Source organism: Micromonospora sp. AKA38 (assembly GCF_027925725.1).
Classification (GTDB): Bacteria; Actinomycetota; Actinomycetes; order Mycobacteriales; family Micromonosporaceae; genus Micromonospora.
In genome coordinates this window covers 891,420-915,565 of sequence record NZ_BNEI01000002.1, presented here as the reverse complement: position 1 = coordinate 915,565, position 24,146 = coordinate 891,420, and the positions used below count along the sequence as shown (strand labels likewise).

The window sequence follows — 24,146 nt, the reverse complement described above, 5'->3', positions numbered from 1 at the left end:
ACCGGTCCCCGACAGAGCCAGGGAATCGTGGTGTCGCGCCCCTACAGTCCCCTCCATGAAGTGGACGGTGCGATTCACGACCGGGCTCGCCGTACTGGCGACGGCCCTGGTGGCCGGGGCGGTGAGCGCCGCCGCGGCGCCCGCCGACGGTGGCCTCGGCCTGGCCCTGCGCCCACCGACGGCGGACTACCGCGCCGGCGACCAGGTCCGCCTGGATCTCACCGTCACGAACACCACCGCGGCGGCGTGCGCGCTGCCTACCCAGGCCGCCGGCACCGTCCAGGTGACCCGGGTACGCCGGGACGGGCGCGACCTCACGCCGGTGCTCGCCCGCAGCTTCCACGACGACGGGATCGCCGCCGCCGCCACCGCCGGCCTGACCACGGTCGAGCCGGGCGCGACCGCGACCGTGGCGCTTACCGGCCTCCGGGTGCACGACGGCGACGCGCCCGGCGACGTGGTGCTCCGGTCGGTGGCCGCCACTGCGGACGGCGGCGGCCTGGACTCGCTCTGGCCGGTCGGCGCCGCCGGCCGGTACGAGATCACGGCCGGCTACGTGACGCTGCCGGTCACCGGCGCGGCGAACCCCTGCCCGGGCGCGACGGAACTGCGGACCACCACGTTCACGATCGGCGACGGCGGCGCGCCCGTCCGCCGCTGGCTCTGGCCGGCCGCCGGGGCACTGCTGCTGGTGCTCCTCGTCGGCGCGCTGGTGGTCCTGCTGTGGGTACGCCGCCACCGTCGGCCGGCTGCCGCCGGCGTGGCACTGCTGCTCGTCGCGGTCGGCGCGCTGGTCGGCGGCGGGTCGCGGCCCGCCCGGGCCGACTACTCGGTCGACCCGACCGCCGGCGTGCCGGTCAGCGGCGTCGACTTCCAGGCCGCGGTCGACGGCTGCCTGGCCGGGTTCGCGCTGCCCGGCGGCGACCCGGCCGGCCTGCTGCCCCGGTTGAAGGACAAGAAGAGCCCCAAGGTGCGGATCATCCCCACCCCGGGCGGCTCGGGCGCGTTCGAGACGCCGGAGAGCGCCGACGGCAAGGGCTCGTCCACGGTCACCTGGAACCCGGCGTCCACCGACCCGTACGAGGACGGGGTGGCCCGGAACCCCTGCGCCGCGCTCTACCACGAGCTGAACCACGCCGACGACATCTCCCGCGACGCGGTCCCGGCGGGCCAGTGCGGGAGCACCGGGATCCCCACCGCGGAGGTGAAGGCGACGCTCGCGGAGAACCGCTACCGGGCGGCGAAGGGCCTGCCGCCGCGCACCCAGTACAAGGGAAACCCGCTGCCGAAGAGCCTCGACGAGTGCAAGAAGCCGGCGAAGAAGACGCCCCCGCCGAAGGGCCCGGTGAAGCTCTGCGAGGACGGGGCCGACTGCGGCGGCAGCAACGGCGACCCCCATCTGGTCACCTTCGACCGGGTCTACTACGACTTCCAGGCCGTCGGCGAGTTCACGCTGGTCGCCGCCGTCGGCGGTGACCCGCTGGAGGTGCAGGTCCGGCAGGTGCCGATGGCCGGCACCCGCACCGCCTCGGTCAACTCCGCGGTCGCGTTCCGGGTCGGCGCCCACCGGCTGGCGCTCACCCTCACCGACGGCGCCACCCGGGTCCACGTCGACGGCACGCCGCTCGCCGCGCCGCCGGAGCGGACCGACCTGGCCGGCGGCGGCAGCCTCACCCGCCGTCCCTCCGACACCGGACCGACCGACGGGTACGACGTCACGTGGCCGGACGGCTCCGCCGCCGCGGTCGACCAGATCGGCCGGTACGGCTACCGCGTGCTGGTCCGGCTCGCCGACGGTCGGGCCGGGAAGGTGCGTGGACTGCTCGGCGACTTCGACGGCGACCCCGCCGACGACATCGCGCCCGCCTCCGGCCCCGCCCTCACCCAGCCGGCGCCGTTCGCGAAGCTCTACCCGGCGTACGCGGACAGTTGGCGGATCACCGCGGACCGTTCGCTGTTCCCCTACGACGCCGGGGAGGACACCGGCACGTTCACCGACCGGAGCTTCCCCGAGCGGCAGGTGACCGCCGCTGACCTCGACCCGGCCCGCCGCGCCGCCGCCGAACAGGTCTGCCGGTGGGCCGGCGTCACCGCCCCCGGCCCGCTCGCCGAGTGCGTCTTCGACGTCGCGGTCAGCGGGCGCCCCGAGTTCGCCGTCGCCGTCGCCACCACCGAACGCGTCGCCCCGCCGGCCGCCGCGCCGATCACCGCCGTGCCGGTGGCCACCGCCAGCCTGACGCCGGGCGGTGAGCCGCTGACGTTCGCCGGCCGCGCCGGGGACGCCGTCTTCGTCGACGCCACCGCCCCCGGCATCGACGACCGCTGCTCGCCGTACCTGCTCGTCGACCCCGGTGGGCGGGAGATCGCGAGCGGCTGCAACATCAACGGCGCCGGTTACGTCGACCGCGTCGACCTCCCCACCACCGGCACGTACGCGATCCGGGTCGCCGCCGTCCCCGGCGACGCCGGCCGTGCCGCCGTCCGGGTCTACCTGGCCCGGGACAGCGGCGGCACGCTTCAACCGAACGGCCCGGCCGTGACCGCGACCGTCGAGCAGCCGGGCGCCCGGTCGCAGTACCGGTTCACCGGCCGCAAGGGGGAGCGGGTCTTCGTCGAGGTGCCCGAGAGCACGCTGCCCGACCAGTGCTCCCCGCTGGAGTTGCGGAACGCCGAGGGGCAGTTGTTGCGCAGCGGCTGTGTGATCAACGGCGTCGGCGAGGTCGACGGCACGCTCCTGCCCGCCGACGGGACGTACACGGTGCTTGTCGACCCGGTCGAGCGCGGCACCGGCACGGCCACGCTGCGCCTGGTCACCGGCCGGGACCGGGACGCGACGATCACGGTCGGCGGGCCGCCGGTCGTCGCCGGGATCGACCGGCCCGGGGCGGTCACCGGCTACCGGTTCACCGCCGCCGCCGGCACGTCGGTGACGGTCACCGCGACCGCCGCGACGCTGCCCGACCAGTGCGGCACGCTGGTGCTGAACGCCCCGGACGGCAGCACGCTCGCCACCGGGTGCGTGATCAACGGGGCCGGCGGGATCGACTCGACCACGCTGCCGGCGGCCGGGGAGTACACGCTGTCGGTGGATCCGTCGGGGGCCGCGACCGGGGAGGTCACGCTGGCGGTGCGATGAGGTGGCCCTGCCGTCAAGGGCCGGCGCGGAGGCTGCTAACGTTCCGTCCCGTTGTCGGTGAGCGCCGCTAGCTCAACTGGCAGAGCAGCGGACTCTTAATCCGCGGGTTCGGGGTTCGAGTCCCTGGCGGCGCACCAACGATCAAGGCCCTGACCTGGTGGTGTTCACACCGGGTCGGGGCCTTTTTCGTGGGTGTCGATGGTGGGTGGTCGGGCTGCCCTGCTCGGGCGCGGATTTCCCGGCCTACGCCCGTCGACACCACCTGCTCGGGTGACGGCCTGGAATGCTTCGGCCATGCCTTCCTTTCCACCCACCTTCGCCGACCGGGTCGTCGCGTTGCCGCCCGGCGCCCAGTTCGAGGCGTTCCTCGACGAGCACCGCGACGCGCTCGCCGGCTGCCTGGACGGGCTGACCGAGGAGCAGGCACGCCGGTCGCTCGTCGCTTCCCGGACCACGCTGCTGGGTCTGGTGAAGCACGCGACCTTCGTGGAGAAGGTCTGGTTCGACGAGGCCGTCACCGGCCGGTCGCGCGCCGAGATCGGCATCCCGGAGCGGTCGGAGGAGTCGTTCGTCCTCGACGACGGCGACACGATCGCCACGGTGCGGCAGGCGCACCGCGACGCCTGTGCGGCGTCCCGACGTGCCACGTCGTCCCTCGGCCTGGACGACGTCCTGCGTGGACACCGCCGGGGCCCGCTGCCGCTGCGGTGGGTGTACCTGCACGTGCTGCGTGAGCTGGCCCAGCACTGCGGGCACGCGGACATTCTCCGTGAGCAGCTCCTCGACGGCTGACCTCCCGCGCGGGCCCGGTCGCGCCGCGGCTCAGCCCTGACGGGTGGGCCGGATGGTCAGGTCGCCGATCTCGACGTCGTCGGGCTGGTCGATGGCGAAGGCGATCGCCCGGGCCACCGCCGCCGGGTCGATACCGAGGCCGGCCATGTGCTGCCGGGCCTGCTCGCGCGCGGCCGGGTCGTCCAGCGCGTTGTCGATCAGCTCGGTACGCACGTAACCGGGGGAGATCGACGTGGTGCGCAGCGAGCCGTCGGTGCTCTCCTGGCGCAGCGCTTCCAGGAGCGTGCGGACCGCGTTCTTCGTGCCGGCGTAGACCGCCTGGGTAGGGACGATCTTGAGCCCCGAGGTCGACACGACGGTGACCAGGTGTCCGCTGCCCTGGCGGCGGAACGTCGGCAGCGCGGCGGCGATCCCGTGCAGGATGCCCTTGACGTTCACCTCGATCATGGCCGACCAGCCGGCCACGTCGAGGTCGGCCAGTGGGCCGATCCTGGTCATCCCGGCGTTGCCGACCAGGACGTCCAGCCGCCCGTACCGCTGCACGGCGGTGTCGACGAGCGACGTGAGGTCGTCCGCGTCGGTGACGTCGACGCGTACGGCGGTCGCGGCGCCACCGGCGGTGGTGATCTCGTCGACGAGCTGGTCCAGCCGGTCGGTACGGCGGGCGCCCAGCACGACGGTCGCGCCGAGTGACGCGAGGTGGCGAGCCGTCGCCGCCCCGATACCGCTGCTGGCGCCGGTGACGGCGACGACCTTGCCCTGGATGGCCATGATGCCTCCCCCTAGACTGGACACATGTCCGGTTACCCCGACCAGCCTAGCGGACACGTGTCCGCTTCCGCCACCGGCCACCCGTCGCGGCGGGCCGACGCGCAGCTCAACCGCGAACGGATCCTCGCGGCGGCCCGCGAGCTGGTGCGCCAACCGGGCGAGCTGAAGCTCAACGCGGTCGCCAAGGCGTGCGGCATCGGGCAGGGGACGTTGTACCGGCACTTCCCGACCCGGGAGGACCTGTTGGCCGAGGTCTACCGCCAGGAGGTCGACGAGCTGGTCGCCGCCGCCCCGCGACTGTTGGCCCGACACCAGCCGGTGGACGCGCTCGCGGCCTGGTTCGACCGGGTGGCCGCGTACGCCCGGGTCAAGCGCGAGGTGTTCGCCGCCGTGGAGGCGGCCACCTGGCGCGGCCTGGCCGCGCACAGCCTGGGCCCGATCGGCGAGTCGGTCGAGCTGCTGCTCGCCGCCGGCCGCGCGGCGGGCACCATCCGTCCCGACGCGGACGCCCGCGACGTCATCGTGCTCATCAGCTGGCTGTCGCGCCTGGACGACGCCGAACTCGACGCCCGCGGGTCCCGGCTGCTCGCCATCCTGGTCGACGGGCTCCGGGCGGGCCCGGCCTGAGCCGGGTGGCCGTCCGGCCACCGCACGGTGCAGCCGGCCGGGGGCCGCACGCGCCGACGCGTCAGCCCGGCGCCGGCGTGAAGAAGCGGACGATCTCGTCGGCTGCGGTGGGCGACAGCATCATCGCCTGGACCCGTGCGGACATCTCGGCGATCGGCTGGATCCGGCGGAACATCGCCTCCTCGTAGGCCCGGATCGCCGCGTCCGGGTCGGCGGGGGTGTGGACGAGCTGGGCGGCGAGTTCCGCCGCGTCGAGCATGGCCTGGTTGGCGCCCTCGCCGACCGGCGGCATGAGGTGAGCGGCGTCGCCGATGAGGGTGACGCCGGGGCGGTGCGTCCAGCGGGTGCCGGTGGGCATGGCCTGGATCCGGCGGAGGATCGGCGGCCCGTCGCCGGCTTCGATGAGTGCGGTCAGGCGGGGGCTCCAGTCGTCGAAGAGGGCCAGCAGGTCGCGCTTGGTGCGGCAGGTGTCCGGGTGCCGGTCGTCCGGGGGCAGGGAGATCCCGACCCGGATGCTGCCGTCGCCGAGGCGTTGCGCGGACAGGATCTGGCGTACCCCGACGCCCCAGAGGTTGCCGGGGCCGACCAGCTCGGCGACCTCCGGGTGGCGCCGGTCCGCGTCGCCGATGCGGAGCTCCACCATGGTGGACACGGCGGCGAGGGGAGCGTCGGTGAGCAGCGGCCGGACGACCGAGCGGGCGCCGTCCGCGCCGATGAGGACGTCGCAGTCGTCGTGGTGGCCGCCGTCGAACGTCAGCCGGAAGCCGCCGCCGGGGCGTGGCGCTGCCGCGACGAGTCGGTGCCGCCACCTGACCGTGCCGGCGGGCAGCGAGTCGAGCAGCAGGTCGCGCAGTACGCCGCGGTCGATCTCGGGGCGGCCGTCGAACGAGCCGGGCTGCGGCTCGTGGTGCACGAGGGTGCGACCGGCCGGGTCGAGGATGCGGTGTTCCTCGCCCTCCGGCCGCGCCTCGGACCGGAACCGGCCGGTGAGGCCCGCCTCGTCCAGCGCCCGCTGGCCGGACTCGGGGTGCAGGTCCAGCATCCCGCCCGGGGAACGCGTCGTGCGGTCGGCCTCGCGCTCGTGGACCACCGCGTCGATGCCGTGCCGGTGCAGGATCCGGGCCAGGGTCAGGCCGCCCAGGCCGCCACCGGCGATCGCGATTCGCATCGCCGCCTCCTTTAACGTACGCTGTATTTCATGGATACACCGTACGGTAGCGTACCGTTGCCGGTCTGGGAACGCCCCGAACCTCAGCCGCGGGCGGCGCCGGTGCCGTTGAGCCGGGCGAAGATCGCCGCCGTCGCGATCCGGCTCGCCGACGCGGACGGCCTCGACGGGGTGTCGATCCGCAAGCTCGCCAAGGCACTCGACGTCGGCCCGATGCGGCTCTACGACTATGTGCTCAACCGGTCCGAGCTGCTCGACCTGATGGTCGACGCGGTGTACGCCGACATCGCCGGGGCCGACCGGCACGACGGGTGGCGCGACACGGTGCTGGCCGTCATGCACCGGACCCGGGAGGCCGCGCTCGCGCACGAGTGGTTCGTCGACCTGCTCGGCGCGCGTCCCCACCTGGGCCCGCACGCGCTCGCCGTGGCCGAGGCGACCGCGGCGGCGCTCGGCCGGGCCCCCGCCGTACGCGGGATCGACGATCTGCAACGGGGCCTGGGCGCGCTCAACGCGTTCGTCGTCGGGGCGCTCCGCCGGGAGATCACCGAGCGGCGCACCGCCCGGTCGACCGGCACCGACGTGGCCGCCTGGCAGACCGCCCTCGGGCCCTACCTGACCCGCATGCTCGACACCGGTCGTTATCCGACAGTCGCCCGGCTCGTCGTCGACGGCGCCCACCTCGACGCCGCGGAAACGTTCCACCACAACCTGGTCACCGTGCTGGACGGCATCACCGGCCGTCCGTGACCGCCCCGGGTCGGGTCCGCGGCGACCGGTCAGGTGGACCGCTTCGGGAGCAGCAGCTCCTCGTGGTCGAGTTCGCGCTCCAGCACGCGGAGTTCCTCGTCGGGCAGCCGGCCGGAGTCCCGCCAGCGGACCAGCTCCTCGCGCTGGGCGTCGATGGTCGCCCGGCGGACCCGCAGCGCCGTCTCGTACGCCGGTGAGGTGGGCATCTCGGACGAGCCGCTCTGCTCGATCAGGTCGAGCCGGCCCCGGTAGCGGGCCAGGCGGGTCAGTAGCTGGGCACGGATGGTGTTGACGGCGACGCCGCTCTCCGGATCCTCGGCGGCGACGGCGTCGAGGCGGGCCAGGGCGGCCTCCACCGCGGCGGAGCGGGCCTCGTTGCGTACCCGGGCCTGGTCGGCCTCGTTGGCGCGCAGGCCGAGCCGGCGCACCAGCGGCGCGAACGTCAGGCCCTGCCCGACGAGCGTCACCAGGACGACCACGAACGTGCAGAACAGCAGCAGGTCACGGTCCGGGAAAGGAGCGCCGCCGTCGGTGGTGAGCGGCAGCGTGAAGATCGCGGCCAGGCTGATCACGCCGCGCGTGCCGGACCAGCTCAGCGCCGCCACCTCCCGTGCGGTCAGCCGGTCGGCGTTGCGGTCGGCGCGGGCGACCTGCCGGGCGCTCGCCGGCTCGTCGGCGTCGTCCGGCTCGGCGATGCCACCGAGCCGGGTGTGCAGCGACCGGGGGAGCGACTGGGTCAGGACCAGCCAGGCGGGACGCAGCAGCAACACCACGCCGACGGACACCGCGACGGCGGTGACGATTGTCGAGGTGTCGTACTGGCGCAGGTTCTTGACGACCTCGGGGAGCTGCTGGCCGATCAGCAGGAAGACGAACCCCTCCAAAAGGAAGTCGACCAGCCGCCACACCGCGTTGGTCTGGAGCCGGGCCGCGCCGGACCCGAACTGGGGCGTCTGGTGGCCGACGATCAGCCCGGCGACCACCACCGCGAGCACGCCGGAGACGTGCAGCTCCTCGCCGATCAGGTAGGCGACGAACGGGGTCGCGAGCGAGATCGCGTTGGACAGCAACGGATCCGCGGTGAGCGGTCGGGCCAGCCGCTTCGCCCAGGCGACGGCGGCGCCCACGGCGACGCCGCCGACCGCCGCGACGACGAACTGGGCGACGGCGCCGGGGAACGAGAACGTCCCGCCGACGGCGGCGGCCACCGCGACGCTGAGCATGGTCAGCGCGGTGGCGTCGTTCAGCAGCCCCTCACCCTGAATGATCGTGACCATCTTGGGCGGCAGGTTGACCCGGCGGCCGACCGCCAGCGCCGCCACCGGGTCCGGCGGCGCGACGGCGGCGCCGACCGCGATCCCGGCGGCCAGCGTCGCGCCGGCGACGAACAAGTGGAACCCGATGCCGACGAGCAGCCCGGTGAGGAGCACCAGCACCACCGAGAGGCTGACCACGATGCGCAGGTTGCGGCGCAGGTCGAGCAGGGAGGAGTCCAGCGCCGCGCTGTAGAGCAACGGCGGCAGCACGACCATCAGGACGAGGTCGGGATCGAGGCCGACGTTGGGGCCGGGGAGCAGCGCGTACGCGATGCCGATGAGCGGCAGGAGCGCCGCCGCCGGCAGGCCGGTGCGGGCCGCCACCCACCGTACGGCGATGATGACCGCGACGGCGGCGAGCACGAACAACAACGTCGAGTGGATGCTCACCTCGACCGACCCTACCCACGCCTGCGATCATCATGCGATGCGGGGAGCGGTATGAGCATCACGTCGGTGATCAACTACAAGGGCGGGGTCGGCAAGACCACCATCACCGCGAACCTCGGCGCCGAGCTGGCCGCCCGTGGCCGCCGGGTCCTGCTGATCGACCTCGACCCGCAGGCCAGCCTCACCTTCTCGTTCTATCCGGCGGACGAGTGGGAGAAGGACCTCGCGTACGAGAAGACGATCCTCCAGTGGTTCGGCTCGGTGCTGGCCGAGGAGCCCACCGACCCGCTGCACCCGTACGTGATCACGCCGAAACCGGCCAACGCGCTGCTGCCCGACGAGGGCCGCCTCGACCTCGTCGCCTCCCACCTGGGTCTGGTCGACGTCGACCTGGACCTCGCCGCGGCGCTCGGCGGGTCGCGCTTCCAGCACGGCAGCCCGCACTTCCTGCCGCTGCACCGGGCGCTGGCCGACGCGCTCGCCGCCGAGGAGTTCGCCGGGTACGACGACATCCTCATCGACTGCGCGCCGAACTTCACCATGGTCACCCGGACCGGCATCGTGGCCAGCGAGCACATCCTCACCCCGGCCCGGCCCGACTACCTGTCCACGCTCGGTATCGACTACCTGCGCAGCAAGGTCTCCGAGCTGGTCCGGGACTTCAACCGGGTCGCCGCGCCCGGACCGACAATCGACCCGCAGTACCTGGGCGTGGTGTTCACTATGATCCAGTACGCCGCGGGCGGGCCGATCAACGCGTCCCGCAACTACATGCGGCACACCGACAGCCTGGAGGTCCCGGTGTTCCGGCAGACCGTCCGGGAGAACAAGACCCTGTTCGGCACCGCCGGTGAACGGCGGCTGCCCGCCGTGCTGGTGCCGAACGCCAACGAGACGGTGCAGCACGAGCTGCGGCAGCTGGCCAGCGAGTTCCTGGCCCGCACCCGCCTGTGAGAAGGAGACTCCCGGTGTCCAACCCCGCCGACCTCGCCCACGCCGTCCTGCTGCGGGTGGCGGAGTTCGTCCGCGCGCTCCCCGCCGACCAGCTCAGCGCGCTGGCCGACGGCACCGCGAAGCTGGCCGTGGTCGACCGGACGCGGGCCGCCGCCCGGCCGGCCACCACCGCGTCGGCCGGCGTGGACGCCGACCGGGTCCGGGCCGACCTCGCCGCGATCGGGGACCGCGCGGCCGGCGTCCGCTACCTCGCCGACCTGAAGCTCACCGTGGCGAAGCTGCGGGCGCTCGCCGGCGAGCTGGGCATCGCGGTGCCGGGCAAGGCACGGAAGGCCGACATCGAGCGCGACATCGTGCAGTGGACGGTGGGGCGACGGCTGGACTCGGCCGCGGTCAGCCGTCCGCCGGCCGCCCGGGGCTGACCGCGGCCTCCGGCCGTTCGGGGTTGCCTGCGGTCTCCGGCAGCAGCGTCCGCACCTCGGCGAGCACCTCGGCCCAGAACGCGGCCGGGGCGGCGCTGCGCACCTGCCCGGCCAGGTGTTCGGCGAGCCGCCGCGCCTCCCGCCTGCTGAACGGCGCGTCCGTCGGGCCGCCCACCCGCTGCCGGGGCCGGGCCGGCGCGTCCAGCGGCACCGGGTCGCCGGTGCAGACGATGTCGAGGTGCCCGGTGGTGCGCGTCAGCGCCACGTAGAGCAGCCGGTGACCGCGTTCGTCGCCGGCCACGATCTCCTCCGGCTCGACCACCACCACCGCGTCGAACTCCAGGCCCTTGGCCTCCTGGGGACTGACCAGGTTGACCGCGCCGCCCAGCTCGCCGCGGTCGGCGCTGCTCCAGGCCATGTCGTTCGCCGCCAGCGCCGCCTCGACCGGGCGTCGCTGCCGCGGCGGGCAGACGATGCCGACGAACCGGCCGGCCTCGGCGTGCTCCCGCGCCACCGCGACCGCCCGGGCGGCCAGCTCGGCCAGGCCGACCCGGTGCACGCCGGTGTCGGCCGGGCCGTCCCGGACCACCTCCACCGGCGGCACGCCCGGCGCGGCCACCGGCAGCAGCGCCGCCGCCGTCGCGTACGCCTGCCGGGGTACCCGGTAGCCGTACCGCAGTGGGGCGACCCGGGCCGGATGCACGGTCGGTAGGTGCGCGAGCACCTCGTCCCACGAGTCGCGCGCCCACCTGCCGGTGGACTGGGCGAGGTCGCCGACCACCGTCAGTGACCCGGTGGCGCTGCGCCGGGCCACCGCGCGCAACTGCATCGGGGACAGGTCCTGCGCCTCGTCGACCACCACGTGCGCGTACCGTCGGCCCGGCCCGTCGATGAGGAACGCCAGCTCGTCCAGCAGCGGCAGGTCGGCCGCCGACCAGGTCTCCCGGGACAGCCGGTCCGCGCCGCGCCGGTGCAGCGCCGCCACCTCGGCCGGGGCGAACGCGTCCCCGGCGGCGGCCCGCAGCCGGGCGGTGGAGCCGAGCAGGTCGCGCAGCAGCCCGGTCGGCGTCTGCTGTGGCCAGAGCCGCTCGACGAGGTTGCCGACCGCCTCGGACCGGGCCGGGTCGACGCCGGTGCGGGCCGCCACCAGGGCGGCGAGCCGGTCACCGAGCAGCCGGCGCCGGCCGGCGTACGGCAGGGCGGCGGCCCGGGCCACGGCGAGCGCCTCGGCCACCTCGGTGCCGGGCAGCGTGACGAACCGACCGCCGACCAGCAGCCGCTCGGCCGGGTCGGGGACGCCGACCCGGGCGTCCAGCGCGCGGGCCAGCAGCTCGGCCATCCGGGCCTCGCCCTTGATCCGGGCGACCGCGTCGGACTCGGTCCGACCGCGTGGCACGTCCGGGGCGAGCCGGCCGACGTCGCGCAGCTCCACCCCGTCGTCGCCGAGGGCGGGCAGAAGCTGGCCGATGTAGCGCACGAAGGTCGGGTGCGGCCCGACCACCAGCACGTCCGCGGCGGAGAACTCGGTGCGGTGCTGGAACAGCAGCCAGGACACCCGGTGCAGCGCCACGGCGCTCTTGCCGGTGCCGGGACCCCCCTCGATCACCAGCACCTGGTCACGCGGGGCGCGGATCAGCGCGAACTGGGCGGCCTGGATGGTGGCCACGATGTCCCGCATGGTGCCGGTGCGGCCCCGGCTCAGCTCGGCCAGCAGGTGCGCGTCCACCGCCTCGGCGATCTCGGCGAGGATGGTGTCGGTCAGGTCGTCGATGGTGTTGCCGGTGCAGGTGAAGGCGCGCTTGCGGCGGATCCCGGCGGGGTTCTCCGGGGTGGCCTCGAACCAGCCGGTGGCGGCCGGGGCCTGCCAGTTGACCACCAGCACCTCGCCGTCGGCGTCCCGGATCAGGTGTCGTCCGACGTACCGGGTCCCGCCGGCCTCGTCGTCGATCCGGCCGAACGCCACCGCCTCGTCGGCCGCGCCGAGCGCCCGCCCCGCGGCGTCGGCGTAGCGGCGCAGGTGGGCCGCGGCGGTGGCGTGGGCGGCGGCGGACGGCAGCCGGGCGAGGTGGTCGCGGCGCTGGTCGCGGCGCTCGGCCGCGGTGTCGAAGTATTTCTGCTCGGCGGCGATGTCGGCTTCCCTGGACGCCACGCAGCCCTCCCTCACGCCGGTGTGGACCGGTCCGGCCGACGGGACTCGGTCGGGGCTCACCGTACCGGCTCGGTCCGACGTCACAGGCACCTCACCCGCCGGCAACAGCATTGACATACTTCACTGCTCGGCCTAGGGTCTGGTCGAATCGATTCGAGTCGTGCTGTGGCGTTCCAGCGGCGACGGCGGGCGGTTCGGGTCGCGATCGGGCACGTGCGGTGCGGGTGCCGCCGCCGACGCGACGGCCGGCTGGTCGCGCACCGGGCATGCGGACCAGGGGCGAAGTCCGGGACAGCTACGCCGCGCACGGCGGACCACGTCGTGCGCGTTCTCCCCGTGCCGGCCGGCGGAGTGGCGGTACGGGGGTCGTCGTCGATCCCCGTACCGGACAGGTTCCCACCAAGTGGCGAAGGAGCCGCGTCATGAGATTTCGCAGCACCGTCCTCGGACCCCTCGCGGCCATGGCGGTCCTGGTCGTGGTGGCCGCGACGACAGTGGCGGGCGGCCCGGGCGGGTCCGCCTCGGCCGCGGAGTTCGGCACGCTCGCCGGGACCGCCGGCTGTGGCCGGGCGCCCACGCTGACGAGTGGTCCCCGGACCATCCAGAGCAGTGGCCAGAACCGGAGCTTCATCCTGCGGATCCCCGACAACTACGACCGGAACCACGCCTACCGGCTGATCTTCGGATTCCACTGGAACGGCGGCACCGCGAACGACGTCGACTCCGGTGGGGCGGACCGGGAGGCCTGGTCCTACTACGGTCTGCGACAGCAGGCGAACAACAGCACCATCTTCGTCGCGCCCCAGGGCAACGGCAACGGCTGGGCCAACCCCGGCGGTCAGGACGTCACCTTCGTCGACGACATGATCAGGCTGATCGAGGGGGACCTGTGCGTCGATACGACGCAACTCTTCGCGCTCGGCTTCAGTTACGGCGGCGGCATGAGCTATTCGCTGGCCTGTTCCCGGGCGGGCGTGTTCCGTGCCGTCGCGGTCTACTCCGGTGGCCAACTCAGCGGGTGCGCCGGCGGCACGCAGCCGATCGCGTACCTGGGGATCCACGGCATCGGTGACCCGGTGCTCAACATCTCCGCCGGACGCTCGCTGCGGGACACGTTCGTGCGCAACAACGGCTGCACCCCGCAGAACCCGCCGGAGCCGAGGGCGGGCAGCCTGACGCACACCACCACCACCTACGCCGGCTGCCGGTCCGGCTATCCGGTGGTGTGGGCCGCGTTCGACGGTGGCCACACCCCCGGCCCGGTGGACGGCGGCGGGGACAGCGGCGCCCGGACCTGGACGAAGACCGAGGTGTGGCGATTCTTCACCCAGTTCGGCGGCACCGATCCGACCCCGACCCCGACCCCGACGGTCAGCCCGACCACTCCGCCGCCGGGCGGCACGTCGATCGTCCGCAACGCCGCCTCCGGTCGGTGCCTGGACGTCAACGGCGGCTCGCAGGCCAACGGCGCGGCGGCGATCATCTGGGACTGCCACGGCCAGAGCAACCAGTCCTGGACCTCGACGGCGGCCCAGGAACTGCGGGTCTTCGGCGGCAAGTGTCTGGACGTCAACGGCGCCGGTACGGCCAACGGCAGCTCCGTGATCATCTGGGACTGCAACGGCCAGTCCAACCAGAAGTGGCGGCTCAACGCGGACGGCACCGTCACCGGGGTCGGATCGGGTCGGTGCCTGGACCTGGTGGGCGCCGGCACGACCAACGGCACGCGGACCGAGATCCGGGACTGCACCGGCGCGGCCAGCCAGCGGTGGAGCCGCGTCTGAGCCGTTGACCGCTCCTTGTGTGAACGCTAACATATGACGTCTTATAGATTGACATTGATCGATTAATCGGGACCGGGAGGCGGATCGGATGTTCAGCACAGTGAGTCGTCCACGGAGATCGTGGCGGTCGGTGATGTCGGCTGCGGCGGCATCGGTCCTCGCGGCGGCGGCCGTTCTGACCGCGTCCGCCTCTCCGGCCCAGGCGGCCACCGCCATCACCATCAACGGGTCGTCCGGCGGGCGGACGCTCGACGGCGTCGGCGCGGTCAGCGGCGGCGGCGGAAACAGCAGACTGCTGATCGACTATCCCGAACCGCAGCGCAGCGACATCCTCGACTACCTGTTCAAGCCGGGCTACGGCGCCGCGATGCAACTGCTCAAGGCGGAGATCGGCGGCGACACCAACTCCACCTCCGGCGCCGAGCCCAGCCACGAGCACACCCGGGGCAGCGTGAACTGCAACCGGGGCTACGAGTGGTGGCTGATGGAGCAGGCCAGGCAACGCAATCCCAACATCGCGCTGGCCGGCCTGGCCTGGGGGGCGCCGGGCTGGATCGGCAACGGCAACTTCTGGTCCACCGACTCGATCAACTACCTGGTGGGTTGGCTGGACTGCGCGGCGACGCACGGGCTGACCATCAACTACCTGGGCGGATGGAACGAGAAGGGCTGGAACACCACCTGGTACAAGAACCTGCGGTCCACGCTCAACGCCCGCGGCTACGGCAGCGTGAAGATCGTCGCCTCGGACGACTGGGGGTGGGGGGCCGCCGACGACTCGCTGCGTGACCCGGCGTTCGCCGCCGCGGTGCAGGTCTTCGGCAGCCACTACGTCTGCGGCTACCGCGGCGCCCAGAGCAGTTGCCCCAGCTCCGCCAACGCCATCTCGACCGGCAAGCCGCTGTGGGCCAGCGAGAACGGCTCCGACGACTACAACGCCGGCGCGCCGGCGCTCGCCCGGGGCATCAACCGGGGCTACATCGACGGCAAGATGACCGGCTACATCAACTGGCCGGTGATCGCCGCCATCACCCCGAACATCCCCTGGGCGACCACCGGCGTCGCGGTGGCCCAGCAGCCCTGGTCCGGGGCGTACTCCATCGGCAAGAGCACCTGGGTGATGGCACACACCACGCAGTTCGCCGCCCCGGGTTGGCGCTACCTCGACGCGTCGAGCGGCTATCTCGGCGGCAACCGCAACAACGGCAGCTACGTCTCGCTGAAGTCCACCAACAACAGCGACTACAGCACCATCATCGAGACGCAGGACGCCGGCGCGGCCCAGCAGCTCGACTTCACCGTCACCGGCGGGCTCTCCACCGGCACCGTGCGCGTCTGGGCGACGAACGTCAGGTCCAACAACAGCGCCGACCACTTCGTCCGGGGCAGCGACATCACCCCGAACGGCGGGCGCTTCTCGCTCACCGTCCAGCCCGGCTACGTCTACAGCATCACCACCACCTCCGGGCAGGGCAAGGGCACCGCGGTCAGCCCGGCGCAGGGCAACCTGAAGCTGCCGTACAGCGACAACTTCGACAGCTACGCCACCGGCCGCGAGGCCAAGTACCTGATGGACCAGCAGGGCTCGTTCGAGATCGCCGGGTGCGCCGCCGGGCGGACCGGCCAGTGCGTCCGCCAGATGTCCGAGCAGGCGCCGATCTACTGGACGACCGGCCAGGCCGAACCGTACGCCCTGCTGGGCGACCTGACCTGGCGCAACTACACGGTCTCCTCGGACGTGCTGCTGGAGAAGCCCGGTTACGTCCAGCTCATCGGGCGCGGCAACACCTACAACCACCAGGGCCCGCAGAACATGAACGGCTACTACTTCCGGGTCACCGACGGCGGCGCCTGGTCCATCCGGAGCAACAACACCAGCGGCAACTGGCGCACCCTGGCCAGCGGCAACACCTCGGCGCTGGGCACCGGACGCTGGCACAACCTGTCGTTGAAGCTCAACGGCAGCACGCTCACCGCGGCGATCGACGGCTCCACGGTCGGCACCGTGTCGGACTCCGCCTGGGTCGCCGGCCAGATCGGGTACGGCACCGGCCAGGGTGTCACCGCCCAGTTCGACAACCTCACCATCACGCCGGGCGACGGTTCCAGCAGCCCGACCGGAGAGATCCGCAGCGCCAACGCCAACCGCTGCCTGGACGTCAACGGCGCCAGCCAGGCCGACGGCGCGGTGGTGCAGATCTGGGACTGCAACGGCGGCGCCAACCAGCAGTGGACGGTCGGCACGAACAACCAGCTCACCGTGTACGGCAACAAGTGCCTCGACGTGGCGGGCACCGCCTCCGGCAGCCGGGCGCGGATCATGACCTGCACCGGCGGCAGCAACCAGCAGTGGCGGCTCAACGCCGACGGCACCATCGTCGGCGTCGGCTCGGGGCTCTGCCTGGACGTCAACGGCGCGGGCACCGCCAACGGCACCGCGGTCCAGATCTGGACCTGCAACGGCGGCAGCAACCAGCAGTGGGTACGCGGCTGACCCCGCCACCCGTCGCCGACCCGGCCGTCCCGTCACGGGGCGGCCGGGTTGGCGCGTCCCTCCTACGATGACGGTCATGGATGTCGCCGCGGTGACGAACGTGGTCGTGGCCGCGATCTCGGTGCTCACCGTCGTCGTCTCGGCGTTCTTCGCGCTCCGGCAGCTCCGGCTGGCGCAGGGCGCGAACCACACCCTGGTCGCGATCGAACTGCTCACCCGCGACCGGATGAGCGACACGTTCCTGGACAGCCAGCAGTTCGTGCTCACCGAGCTGCGGACCGCCTGCCCGCGCGGCGTGCCGGTCAGCGAACTGCCCGCCGACGCCCGCAAGCACGTGAACCGGATCGCGCTCTACTACAACGGGCTGGGCCAGATGCTGGCCTTCAAGGTGGTCGAGCCGGCGCTGCTGCTCGGCACCGGTGGCTACCGCGCCCGGGAGGCGTGGGCCGTGCTGGAGCCGTACATCCTCGCCGAGCGGGCGGTGCGCGGTGAGTCGTACCTGTCCAACTTCGAGCATCTCGCGGTGCTGGCGACCGAGACGCCGTGGCCGGTCGCGGTGCGCAAGCTGGGCCTGCGTCGGTTCGACCACTACCCGGCAGACGTGGGTCGGGCGCCCCGACCGGCCGACGGACCGGATGGGGCAGCGTCAACCGGGGGTTGACGGGGGGTGTTCGTCAACCTATGGTTGACGCATGGACGAGACCGAACCGCTCAAGACGAGCCACCCGGTGCGCCTCGACGACCTGATCGAGGGCATCAAGAAAGCCCGCCCGGACGCACTCGACCAACTGGCCGACGCGGTCCTGCTCGCCGACCACCTCGGCGACGTCGCCGACCACCTGATCGGGCACTTCGTCGACCAGGCGCGCCGCTCGGGCGCCTCGTGGACGGAGATCGGCCGCAGCATGGGGGTGAGCAAGCAGGCCGCCCAGAAGCGCTCCGCCGCCAAGGCCGAGACCGCCGCCGCGCTCGACCCGAACGCCGGGTTCGGCCGGTTCACGCCGCGCGCCCGCAACGTGGTGCTGGCCTCGCAGGAGGAGGCACGGGCCGCCGGCCACGCCGAGATCACCCCGGAGCACGTGGCGCTGGGACTGCTCGCCGAGCCGGACGGGCTGGCCGCTGCGTTGATCAAGGCGAAAGGCGTACCCCTGGAGATGTTCCGGGAGGCCGTGGCCGCGACCCTGCCGGCGAAGGCCGACCAGGTTCCGGACCTGATCCCCTACGACGCACGCGCCAAGAAGGTCCTGGAGCTGACGTTCCGGGAGGCGCTGCGGATGGGGCACAACTACGTCGGGACCGAGCACATCCTGCTCGCCCTGCTGGAGGAGGAGGGGGCCGACGGCGTGCTCGGTGGCCTCGGCCTGACGAAGGAGGCGATGGAGTCCGCGGTGGAGGGCGCGCTGGCGGAGCTGACCCGTAAGCGCGCCTGAACCGCGTCGGGCACGGGCCACGGGGGCGCGTGCCCGACGTACGGTTGTCAGTCGACGGCGGGGAATCCGTAGCGGGCGGCGTGCTCCGGATCGGCCGGGTCGACCTGGCGGATGCCGGCGTCGGCGAGAAGCTTGTTCACCTCGTCGAGCCGGTCCCGGACCAGCCGGGCCTCCTCCTCGGTGACCCGGCCGCGGTGCGGCCGGCCGGCGTGCTCGATGGTGCCGTAGTCGATCTTCTCGGCGGTACGCCGCGTCTTCGGCGGCCTGACCCGCTCGGCGGTCCGCAGCAACTGCGCCATCGGCACGTCGGTCGCCATCGCGTCGAACTCGCTGGCGGTCAGCACCACCCGGCGCGGCTCACCGCCGCCGTGCCGGTCGTGGATCTCCACCACGGCCACGTCCAGCGCCGCGTCGTCGATGCTCTCCACGTCGACCGGGGTGGCGTCCAGTTGCACGGGCCCGGCGACCAGGTCCGGGTGCTCCAGCACGACGACCCGGACCACCTCGTCGTCGGGGGACAGCACCTGGCCGGTGAAGTCGGAGACGTGGATCGTCTTCTTGCCCATGCGCGGAGCTTCTCCTGTCGTAGGCCGGAAATCGGACCACAAGACGCTACCGCACAGGCGTACGAAGGCCGGTACGACCGCCGCCCGGTGTGTCGCCGCCCGCGTCGCTCAGAGACTGCCCCGCGGCGCCACCCACTCAGTCGGTTGGCCGGTCAGCGCGGCGATCCGGTCGTAGTCGGCGTCGTAGTGCAGCACCACCGCGCCGTGGAGTTCGGCGGTGGCCGCGATGACGAGGTCGGGCAGGCGGAAGTGGCGGTGCTGGCTGTCGGCCGCCAGGAGGCGATGGACCGACAGGGCGCGGTCCATCGCCTCCGTGGTGACGTCCAGCCAGCGGTGCCCGCGCAGTGCCTGCCAGAGGATCTCGTAGCCCTTGGGGCTGGGCGCGTTGTTCAGGTATTCCAGGGAGGTCATCTGGCACGCCGCCAGCCGTCCTTCCGCCAGCAGCGTCTCGAAGCGCTTCCGAACCGAGGGGTGGCGGCCCTGGAGCACGTACACCGAGGTGTCGGCCAGATAGATCCGGCCGGCCATCAGGCCGCGGCCTCGCCCTCTCGCGCGTGCTCGGCCAGCCGGCTCAGATCGCGCCCTCCGCCGTGCCGCCACGCCTGCTCCGACCTGGTGAAGTCCATCTCGACCTGGTCGAAGGCCGCGACGATCTCCTTGGCCTGTCGCCGGACCGCGAACGCGTGGAGCGCGGCGTTGATGGTGGCGACCTTGGTGTCCGTGCCCAGAGCCTCCCGGGCCGCCTCGAGCCACTCGTCGTTCACGTCCACGGTGATGCGCGTCATGTCGCCGACCATACACCGGAAGAGTCGCACGGGACGCACCAAGGAATCAGGTGTCGTGGTGCGTCACGTCGTCGTGAGGCCGCGCCAGGCGGGGGTGCCGGCCGGCTGCGCGTTCAGCTCGGCCCAGCAGGGCCCCCGGTGCCGGGCCTCGCGGTAGGCCGGCTGCGCCGGGAAGCGGTTGGCCGCGTCGGCGGCCCGCCAGCTCCGCGCCGGGTCCTGCTGGAATCGGTCATTCGGCTTCTGAGGCATGACCACTACCGTCCCAGAGAAACTTGTCCATGTATGAAAGTGAATATGACGCGGGGTCGAGGCGTTCGGTTCCGCCGAAGCGTCAGATTCCGGCGGCCGGCAGGCGGACCACGAATCGGCATCCGTCGCTGACGTTCTGGACCTCTACCCGCCCGCCGTGCGCCTCAACCAACCCGCGCACGATCGCCAGCCCGAGGCCGCCGGACCCGCTCGGCTCCACCGCCGCCGGCGTACGGGCCGGCTCGCCCCGGAACGCCACGTCGAAGACCCGGGGCAGATCGTCCGCCGGAATGCCGCCACAGGTGTCCGCGACCGCCAGCCAGGCGGTGTCGACGTCCCGCCCCGCGTCCACCGTCACCGTGCCGTCGGCCGGCGTGTAGCGGATCGCGTTCAGCAGCAGGTTGCCCACCACCCGCGCCAGCTCCCGCTCGCTGGCCGTCACCGCCGGCCAGCCCGACTCGGGGGCGACCAGCCGGATCCGGCGGGCGGCGGCCAGCGGCGCCGCGCCGGCCAACGCGTCGGAGACCACGTCGCCGAGCGCCACCGTGGACAGCGACAACCGGAGCGCGCCGGCGTTGATCCGGGACAGCTCGAACAGGTCGTCCACCAGCCGGGTCATCCGGTCGGTCTCGACCCGGATCCGGCGGTGGTACTCGGCCACCGTCACCGGCTCGTCGACCACCCCGTCCTCCAGCGCCTCGGCCATCGCCCGCAACCCGGCCAGCGGGGTCCGCAGATCGTGCGAGACCCAGGCGACCAGATCGCGGCGTCCCTTCTCGATGAGGCGTTCCCGGGCCCGGGCCTGGTCCGCCCAGACCGCGGCGGCGGCCAGCCGGCGGCCGAACAGCCAGCCCACCGCCAGGCTCACCACCGCGGCGGCGGCGAGCGTGGTCAGCACCACCTGGAGGTCGTGCGGGGAGAGGAACATGGCCTGGGCGACCACCGCCACCCCGGCGGCCACCGCGCCGACGGTCGTGGCCAGCAGCACCGAGATGTGCACGGTGATCGACCGGCCGCGCAGCACCCGCAGCGCCACCGCGCCGGCCAGCCCGACCGCGAGCGCCGCGGCCAGCGACGCACCGAAGATCAGCGCGAGGTCACCCATCGGCCGGCTCGTACCGGTAGCCGACACCCCAGACGGTGACGATGCGCCGGGGACTGGCCGGGTCGGTTTCGATCTTCTCCCGCAGCCGCCGCACGTGCACGGTCACCGTCGACTGGTCACCGAAGCTCCAGCCCCAGACCCGCTCCAGCAGCTCGGCCCGGCGGAACGCCCGCGCCGGATGCCGCATCAGGTGCGCCAGCAGGTCGAACTCGCGCAGCGTGAGGGCCAGTTCCCGGCCGTGCAGGCGGGCCACCCGGGGCCCGGTCTCCACCTCCAGGCCGCCGTCGGTGAGCAGCTCCGGCAGCACGCCGGCCGGCTCGCCGCCGGCCCGGCGCAGCACCGAGCGCACCCGCAGCACCAGCTCGCGCGGGGAGAACGGCTTGCCCAGGTAGTCGTCCGCGCCCAGTTGCAGGCCGAGGATGCGGTCCGCCTCGTCGCCGCGCGCGGTCAGCATGACGATGGGTACGCCGTCCGGCCGCTCCCGCAGCCGCCGGCACACCTCCAACCCGTCCAGCACGGGGAGCATCAGGTCCAGCACCACCAGGTGCGGCGGGCGGCGGGACACGGCGTCCAGGGCCGCCGCCCCGTCCCCGGCGTGCTCGACCTCGTAGCCGGCGTGCTCCAGGTAGCGGCAGACCACGTCGGCGACCGTCCGGTCGTCGTCGACCACCAGCACCCGCTGCCCCACGGTGCACCTCCTGCCGACCGGGAGGCCAGCGTAGCCACGGGCGGGCACGTGATCCATTGCCAGGTTCTTACGGCCGGCGGCGACCGGGCGGGCCCGGTGGGCGTACCGTGATCATGTGCTCGACCGACGGCTCTTCCTGCACCTGGCGACCTGGTTGGGGCAGTGGCCGGCGGGGCCCGGGTTGCACGTGGTCCGGTCCTGGCGCCGCGCCCGCCCGGCGTGGGACGGGCGACCGCGCCCGGCGATCGGCGTCACGGTCGGCGACAGCACCGTCCTCTCGGTGCCGCCGGCCCGGGTCGAGGCGGTGCGCGCGCTGGTCGCGGGGCGGTCGATCGAGGAGTGGCTGCCCGCGCTGCCGGCGGCGGTCGGCACCCCGGAACTCACCACGAACCGGGGCGTGTTCCGTTGGTGCACCGACCCGGCGCCGCTGCCCGACGTGGGGGAGTGGCTGCCGCCGGAGATGCCCGGCGCCCCACCGTGGCTGGGTCTGTTCGACACCGACGTGCTGGTGGTCCGGGACGCCGACGGCGCGTACCTGGCCGGCGTGGGGATCAAGCGGCACGACGCGTTCGGGCACGAGCTGGCGCTGGGCACGGTGCCGGCGGCCCGGGGGCGCGGACTGGCCCGGCGGCTGGTCGCGCAGGCGGCCCGGCGGGTGCTGGCCGAGGGGGCGATCCCCACCTACGTCCACGATCCGGGCAACCTGGCGTCCGCCCGGGTGGCCGAGGCGGCCGGGTTCCCGGACCGGGGCTTCACCTCGTTCGGCGTCTTCCCGCACTGAGCGGCGGCGCGGACCGTGGATCCCGGGCCGGATCCACGGTCCGCTGCCTCTCCCCCCAGGCCCCGATGTCGGTAACGCTAGGTGAACCTATGCGGCCGAGCAAGACGCTGACCTTGTCCGGTTGCGGACTTGACCTGTGGAATCGCCGTCGCAGTCAAACGGTGGGTCAGTGACGCAGCGTGTGGATCAGGGTGACTGCCTGGCGGGTGACCGGGCGGAGCACCCGCAGCCGTGACAACCCCACGAGCCGGTCGACCAGCGGGACCACGCCGTCGATGAGCTGCCGGGTCTTGGCCTGGCCGGGCGAGCGGTCGTGCACCCAGTAGAGCACCACGCCCAGGTAGCCGAGCCAGAGCAGCTCCGGCAGGGCCGCCCGCAGCTCCTCGTCCAGTTTCGCGGTGGAGCCCGAGAGCACCTCGCGGAAGAGCGCCACCGACGCCTCGCGAGGCGCCGACGACTCGGCGGAGAACGGGCTGAGCGGCGAGGTCGGCTCCGCCGCCGTCTTGAAGAAGGTGCCGGCGAACGAGTGGTACGGGCTGAGCACGTCGACGCCGGCGTGCAGCACGCCGGCCAGCCGCGGCGCGAAGTCCCGCTCCCGGGCGAGCACCGGCGCGGAGGCGGTCCGGTGCTCGCGCTGGGTGTCCGCGTAGAACTCCTGGATCAGGTGTTCCTTCGAGCCGAAGTAGTAGTAGGCGTTGCCCACCGCCACGCCGGCCTCCTGGGCGACGGCACGCATGGTGGTGCGCGCGTACCCCCGCTCGCGGAACAGGCGCATCGCGGTGTCCAGGATCAGCTGGCGGGTCTGCTCACCCCGGGCGGTCGCCCCACCGCTCGGGTCACCCGCACCGGTCGTCGGCGCACTGTGCTCGGTCATCGTGGTCACCGTATCCCGGTTCCCGGACGCGTTCGCGGACCGCGGCGGCGACCGCCACCACCCGCCGGGCCAGTGGCAGCAGGTGCGGGCGGGCCAGCCGTTCGGCGGTGGCGCGGTGCCCGGCGAGCGCCCAGAGACAGGCGAACCAGGCGCCGTCGCCGGTGTAGACCGCGCCGGTGTCGGCGACCACGGTCAGGTCCCGCAGCGTGGCGTCGTGGTCGAGCCCGGGGAAGCGTCGCCGGGCCTGCGCCGACCCGGCCGCCACGAACTCCAGCGGTACGAGGTGGTCCCGCGAGGCGAGCCACCGCCGGGCGGAGCGGCACAGCGGGCAGCCGGCGTCGAAGAGGACGGTGAACCCACGGATCCCACCGGCCCCGTGCCCGGTGGGATCCGGCGGGTGCCCGCCGGGGGCGGACGTCACCGTGCCGGCGGGTTCGGGCCGGCGGACTGGACCGGTCGCGGGCCGCCCCGCGGCGGGAGCGCGGCGCCCTGCGGCGGGAGTGCCACGCCGGGCGGCGGGAGCATGCCGGCCGGCGGGATCGGCGGGTGGGTCGCCTGGTGGCGCATCCGGCCGCGGCGGTAGCGGCCGAGCGCGAACACGTTGAAGAAGTGCAGCGCACCCAGGACCAGGAGCACCAGCCCCACCTTCAGCGAGAGCTGCTCCAGCGCCTGGCTGGCGTCGCCGATCGGGTCGGACTCCTTCATGGCCACCGTGACGTAGCCGAGGTTGAGCAGGTAGAAGCCGACGACCAGCAGGCTGTTGACCGCCTCGGCCAACCGGTCGTCGGGGAACACGTCCCGCAGGAACACCAGCCCGTTGCGGGAGAGCGTCCGCGCCACCCAGACGGTCAGCCCGATGCTGACCGCGAGGTACGCCAGGTACATCCAGACCTTCACGTCCATCCCCGTCGCCTC

The 24,146-nt window shown here is 73.4% G+C and carries 24 protein-coding genes and 1 tRNA gene; 12 read left to right on the top strand and 13 right to left on the bottom strand.

The annotated features are described in order from the left end of the window. Positions 1-55 precede the first annotated feature (55 nt). The 3 genes from TPA0908_RS07700 to TPA0908_RS07690 all read left to right on the top strand — a co-directional run bounded on the left by TPA0908_RS07700 (position 56) and on the right by TPA0908_RS07690 (position 3,928). The gene (locus TPA0908_RS07700; RefSeq protein ID WP_281935976.1) at positions 56-3,136 is read left to right on the top strand and encodes a VWD domain-containing protein; all 3,081 of its coding nucleotides are present in this window, start codon (positions 56-58) and stop codon (positions 3,134-3,136) included. 61 nt (positions 3,137-3,197) lie between these two features. Beyond that, a tRNA-Lys gene (locus TPA0908_RS07695) sits at positions 3,198-3,273 on the top strand. 157 nt (positions 3,274-3,430) lie between these two features. Continuing rightward, positions 3,431-3,928: a DinB family protein gene (locus tag TPA0908_RS07690; RefSeq protein ID WP_281935974.1), complete on the top strand. Its 498-nt coding sequence runs from the start codon at positions 3,431-3,433 to the stop codon at positions 3,926-3,928. A gap of 30 nt (positions 3,929-3,958) precedes the next feature. Here TPA0908_RS07690 and TPA0908_RS07685 read toward each other — a convergent pair whose 3' ends face one another. After that, positions 3,959-4,699 (bottom strand): SDR family oxidoreductase, encoded by a 741-nt coding sequence (locus tag TPA0908_RS07685; protein WP_281935972.1) that lies wholly within the window; start codon positions 4,697-4,699, stop codon positions 3,959-3,961. Positions 4,700-4,756: 57 nt separating this feature from the next. Here TPA0908_RS07685 and TPA0908_RS07680 point away from each other — a divergent pair, with 57 nt between their 5' ends. Then, entirely contained in the window at positions 4,757-5,326 is a 570-nt protein-coding gene (locus TPA0908_RS07680; protein ID WP_281935970.1) for a TetR/AcrR family transcriptional regulator, read from the top strand. Positions 5,327-5,387: 61 nt separating this feature from the next. Here the strand turns inward: TPA0908_RS07680 and TPA0908_RS07675 are convergent, their stop codons facing one another. Continuing rightward, the gene (locus tag TPA0908_RS07675) at positions 5,388-6,494 is read right to left on the bottom strand and encodes an FAD-dependent oxidoreductase (protein ID WP_281935968.1); all 1,107 of its coding nucleotides are present in this window, start codon (positions 6,492-6,494) and stop codon (positions 5,388-5,390) included. Positions 6,495-6,524: 30 nt separating this feature from the next. Here TPA0908_RS07675 and TPA0908_RS07670 point away from each other — a divergent pair, with 30 nt between their 5' ends. After that, positions 6,525-7,244, top strand: a complete 720-nt coding sequence (locus TPA0908_RS07670; RefSeq protein WP_281935966.1) for a TetR/AcrR family transcriptional regulator — start codon at positions 6,525-6,527, stop codon at positions 7,242-7,244. Between the two features lie 29 nt (positions 7,245-7,273). Here TPA0908_RS07670 and TPA0908_RS07665 read toward each other — a convergent pair whose 3' ends face one another. Next, complete coding sequence (locus TPA0908_RS07665; protein WP_281935964.1) at positions 7,274-8,950, bottom strand: Na+/H+ antiporter; 1,677 nt, start codon at positions 8,948-8,950, stop codon at positions 7,274-7,276. Between the two features lie 51 nt (positions 8,951-9,001). On the opposite strand from TPA0908_RS07665, the gene TPA0908_RS07660 reads away from it, so the two are divergent. Then, positions 9,002-9,904, top strand: a complete 903-nt coding sequence (locus TPA0908_RS07660) for a ParA family protein (RefSeq protein ID WP_281935961.1) — start codon at positions 9,002-9,004, stop codon at positions 9,902-9,904. 14 nt (positions 9,905-9,918) lie between these two features. Further along, complete coding sequence (locus TPA0908_RS07655; protein ID WP_281935960.1) at positions 9,919-10,326, top strand: hypothetical protein; 408 nt, start codon at positions 9,919-9,921, stop codon at positions 10,324-10,326. Here the strand turns inward: TPA0908_RS07655 and TPA0908_RS07650 are convergent. After that, on the bottom strand, positions 10,298-12,475 hold the full coding sequence (locus TPA0908_RS07650; RefSeq protein WP_281935959.1) for a HelD family protein: 2,178 nt from the start codon (positions 12,473-12,475) through the stop codon (positions 10,298-10,300). The two genes, TPA0908_RS07655 and TPA0908_RS07650, sit on opposite strands and share 29 nt — an antisense overlap. Before the next feature lie 422 nt (positions 12,476-12,897). On the opposite strand from TPA0908_RS07650, the gene TPA0908_RS07645 reads away from it, so the two are divergent. The 4 genes from TPA0908_RS07645 to TPA0908_RS07630 all read left to right on the top strand — a co-directional run bounded on the left by TPA0908_RS07645 (position 12,898) and on the right by TPA0908_RS07630 (position 18,183). Then, positions 12,898-14,259, top strand: a complete 1,362-nt coding sequence (locus TPA0908_RS07645) for a ricin-type beta-trefoil lectin domain protein (protein WP_281935958.1) — start codon at positions 12,898-12,900, stop codon at positions 14,257-14,259. A gap of 88 nt (positions 14,260-14,347) precedes the next feature. Continuing rightward, complete coding sequence (locus TPA0908_RS07640) at positions 14,348-16,753, top strand: ricin-type beta-trefoil lectin domain protein (protein WP_374709179.1); 2,406 nt, start codon at positions 14,348-14,350, stop codon at positions 16,751-16,753. A 76-nt stretch (positions 16,754-16,829) separates the two neighbouring features. Beyond that, entirely contained in the window at positions 16,830-17,414 is a 585-nt protein-coding gene (locus TPA0908_RS07635) for a DUF4760 domain-containing protein (protein WP_281935956.1), read from the top strand. A gap of 31 nt (positions 17,415-17,445) precedes the next feature. Further along, entirely contained in the window at positions 17,446-18,183 is a 738-nt protein-coding gene (locus TPA0908_RS07630; protein WP_281935954.1) for a Clp protease N-terminal domain-containing protein, read from the top strand. Positions 18,184-18,230: 47 nt separating this feature from the next. On the opposite strand, the gene TPA0908_RS07625 is transcribed toward TPA0908_RS07630, so the two are convergent. From TPA0908_RS07625 to TPA0908_RS07600, 6 genes are all read right to left on the bottom strand, one after another. Further along, positions 18,231-18,749: a hypothetical protein gene (locus TPA0908_RS07625; protein ID WP_281935952.1), complete on the bottom strand. Its 519-nt coding sequence runs from the start codon at positions 18,747-18,749 to the stop codon at positions 18,231-18,233. 108 nt (positions 18,750-18,857) lie between these two features. Continuing rightward, a complete protein-coding gene (locus TPA0908_RS07620) occupies positions 18,858-19,277 on the bottom strand; it encodes a PIN domain nuclease (RefSeq protein WP_281935950.1) in 420 nt (139 codons plus the stop codon). After that, positions 19,277-19,534 carry a type II toxin-antitoxin system VapB family antitoxin gene (locus TPA0908_RS07615; RefSeq protein WP_281935948.1) on the bottom strand — a complete coding sequence of 86 codons (258 nt, stop codon included), beginning with the start codon at positions 19,532-19,534 and terminating at the stop codon, positions 19,277-19,279. The genes TPA0908_RS07620 and TPA0908_RS07615 overlap by 1 nt, the downstream gene beginning before the upstream one ends. Positions 19,535-19,597: 63 nt before the next feature. Then, positions 19,598-19,783, bottom strand: coding sequence for a DNA repair protein (locus TPA0908_RS07610; protein ID WP_281935947.1), 186 nt, complete (start codon positions 19,781-19,783; stop codon positions 19,598-19,600). 82 nt (positions 19,784-19,865) lie between these two features. Then, positions 19,866-20,888 carry a sensor histidine kinase gene (locus TPA0908_RS07605; RefSeq protein ID WP_281935946.1) on the bottom strand — a complete coding sequence of 341 codons (1,023 nt, stop codon included), beginning with the start codon at positions 20,886-20,888 and terminating at the stop codon, positions 19,866-19,868. Continuing rightward, complete coding sequence (locus tag TPA0908_RS07600; protein ID WP_281935945.1) at positions 20,881-21,576, bottom strand: response regulator transcription factor; 696 nt, start codon at positions 21,574-21,576, stop codon at positions 20,881-20,883. The genes TPA0908_RS07605 and TPA0908_RS07600 overlap by 8 nt, the downstream gene beginning before the upstream one ends. Positions 21,577-21,691: 115 nt before the next feature. On the opposite strand from TPA0908_RS07600, the gene TPA0908_RS07595 reads away from it, so the two are divergent. Continuing rightward, complete coding sequence (locus tag TPA0908_RS07595) at positions 21,692-22,357, top strand: GNAT family N-acetyltransferase (RefSeq protein ID WP_281935944.1); 666 nt, start codon at positions 21,692-21,694, stop codon at positions 22,355-22,357. A 166-nt stretch (positions 22,358-22,523) separates the two neighbouring features. Here TPA0908_RS07595 and TPA0908_RS07590 read toward each other — a convergent pair whose 3' ends face one another. The 3 genes from TPA0908_RS07590 to TPA0908_RS07580 are packed head-to-tail and all read right to left on the bottom strand — an operon-like array spanning position 22,524 to position 24,134. Then, the gene (locus TPA0908_RS07590; RefSeq protein WP_281935942.1) at positions 22,524-23,231 is read right to left on the bottom strand and encodes a TetR/AcrR family transcriptional regulator; all 708 of its coding nucleotides are present in this window, start codon (positions 23,229-23,231) and stop codon (positions 22,524-22,526) included. Then, entirely contained in the window at positions 23,194-23,652 is a 459-nt protein-coding gene (locus tag TPA0908_RS07585; RefSeq protein WP_281935940.1) for a thiol-disulfide oxidoreductase DCC family protein, read from the bottom strand. Before TPA0908_RS07585 ends, TPA0908_RS07590 begins: the two co-directional genes overlap by 38 nt. Then, positions 23,649-24,134 (bottom strand): hypothetical protein, encoded by a 486-nt coding sequence (locus TPA0908_RS07580; protein ID WP_281935938.1) that lies wholly within the window; start codon positions 24,132-24,134, stop codon positions 23,649-23,651. The genes TPA0908_RS07585 and TPA0908_RS07580 overlap by 4 nt, the downstream gene beginning before the upstream one ends. Positions 24,135-24,146 lie beyond the last annotated feature (12 nt).

Excerpts from the sequence above, each read along its gene's own strand:
- TPA0908_RS07700 (WP_281935976.1), top strand. The coding sequence starts at position 56 with ATGAAGTGGACGGTGCGATTCACGACCGGGCTCGCCGTACTGGCGACG.
- TPA0908_RS07690 (WP_281935974.1), top strand. The coding sequence starts at position 3,431 with ATGCCTTCCTTTCCACCCACCTTCGCCGACCGGGTCGTCGCGTTGCCG.
- TPA0908_RS07685 (WP_281935972.1), bottom strand. The coding sequence starts at position 4,699 with ATGGCCATCCAGGGCAAGGTCGTCGCCGTCACCGGCGCCAGCAGCGGT.
- TPA0908_RS07675 (WP_281935968.1), bottom strand. The coding sequence starts at position 6,494 with ATGCGAATCGCGATCGCCGGTGGCGGCCTGGGCGGCCTGACCCTGGCC.
- TPA0908_RS07670 (WP_281935966.1), top strand. The coding sequence starts at position 6,525 with ATGGATACACCGTACGGTAGCGTACCGTTGCCGGTCTGGGAACGCCCC.
- TPA0908_RS07660 (WP_281935961.1), top strand. The coding sequence starts at position 9,002 with ATGAGCATCACGTCGGTGATCAACTACAAGGGCGGGGTCGGCAAGACC.
- TPA0908_RS07645 (WP_281935958.1), top strand. The coding sequence starts at position 12,898 with ATGAGATTTCGCAGCACCGTCCTCGGACCCCTCGCGGCCATGGCGGTC.
- TPA0908_RS07640 (WP_374709179.1), top strand. The coding sequence starts at position 14,348 with ATGTTCAGCACAGTGAGTCGTCCACGGAGATCGTGGCGGTCGGTGATG.
- TPA0908_RS07635 (WP_281935956.1), top strand. The coding sequence starts at position 16,830 with ATGGATGTCGCCGCGGTGACGAACGTGGTCGTGGCCGCGATCTCGGTG.
- TPA0908_RS07630 (WP_281935954.1), top strand. The coding sequence starts at position 17,446 with ATGGACGAGACCGAACCGCTCAAGACGAGCCACCCGGTGCGCCTCGAC.
- TPA0908_RS07625 (WP_281935952.1), bottom strand. The coding sequence starts at position 18,749 with ATGGGCAAGAAGACGATCCACGTCTCCGACTTCACCGGCCAGGTGCTG.
- TPA0908_RS07620 (WP_281935950.1), bottom strand. The coding sequence starts at position 19,277 with ATGGCCGGCCGGATCTATCTGGCCGACACCTCGGTGTACGTGCTCCAG.
- TPA0908_RS07615 (WP_281935948.1), bottom strand. The coding sequence starts at position 19,534 with ATGACGCGCATCACCGTGGACGTGAACGACGAGTGGCTCGAGGCGGCC.
- TPA0908_RS07610 (WP_281935947.1), bottom strand. The coding sequence starts at position 19,783 with ATGCCTCAGAAGCCGAATGACCGATTCCAGCAGGACCCGGCGCGGAGC.
- TPA0908_RS07605 (WP_281935946.1), bottom strand. The coding sequence starts at position 20,888 with ATGGGTGACCTCGCGCTGATCTTCGGTGCGTCGCTGGCCGCGGCGCTC.
- TPA0908_RS07590 (WP_281935942.1), bottom strand. The coding sequence starts at position 23,231 with ATGACCGAGCACAGTGCGCCGACGACCGGTGCGGGTGACCCGAGCGGT.
- TPA0908_RS07580 (WP_281935938.1), bottom strand. The coding sequence starts at position 24,134 with ATGGACGTGAAGGTCTGGATGTACCTGGCGTACCTCGCGGTCAGCATC.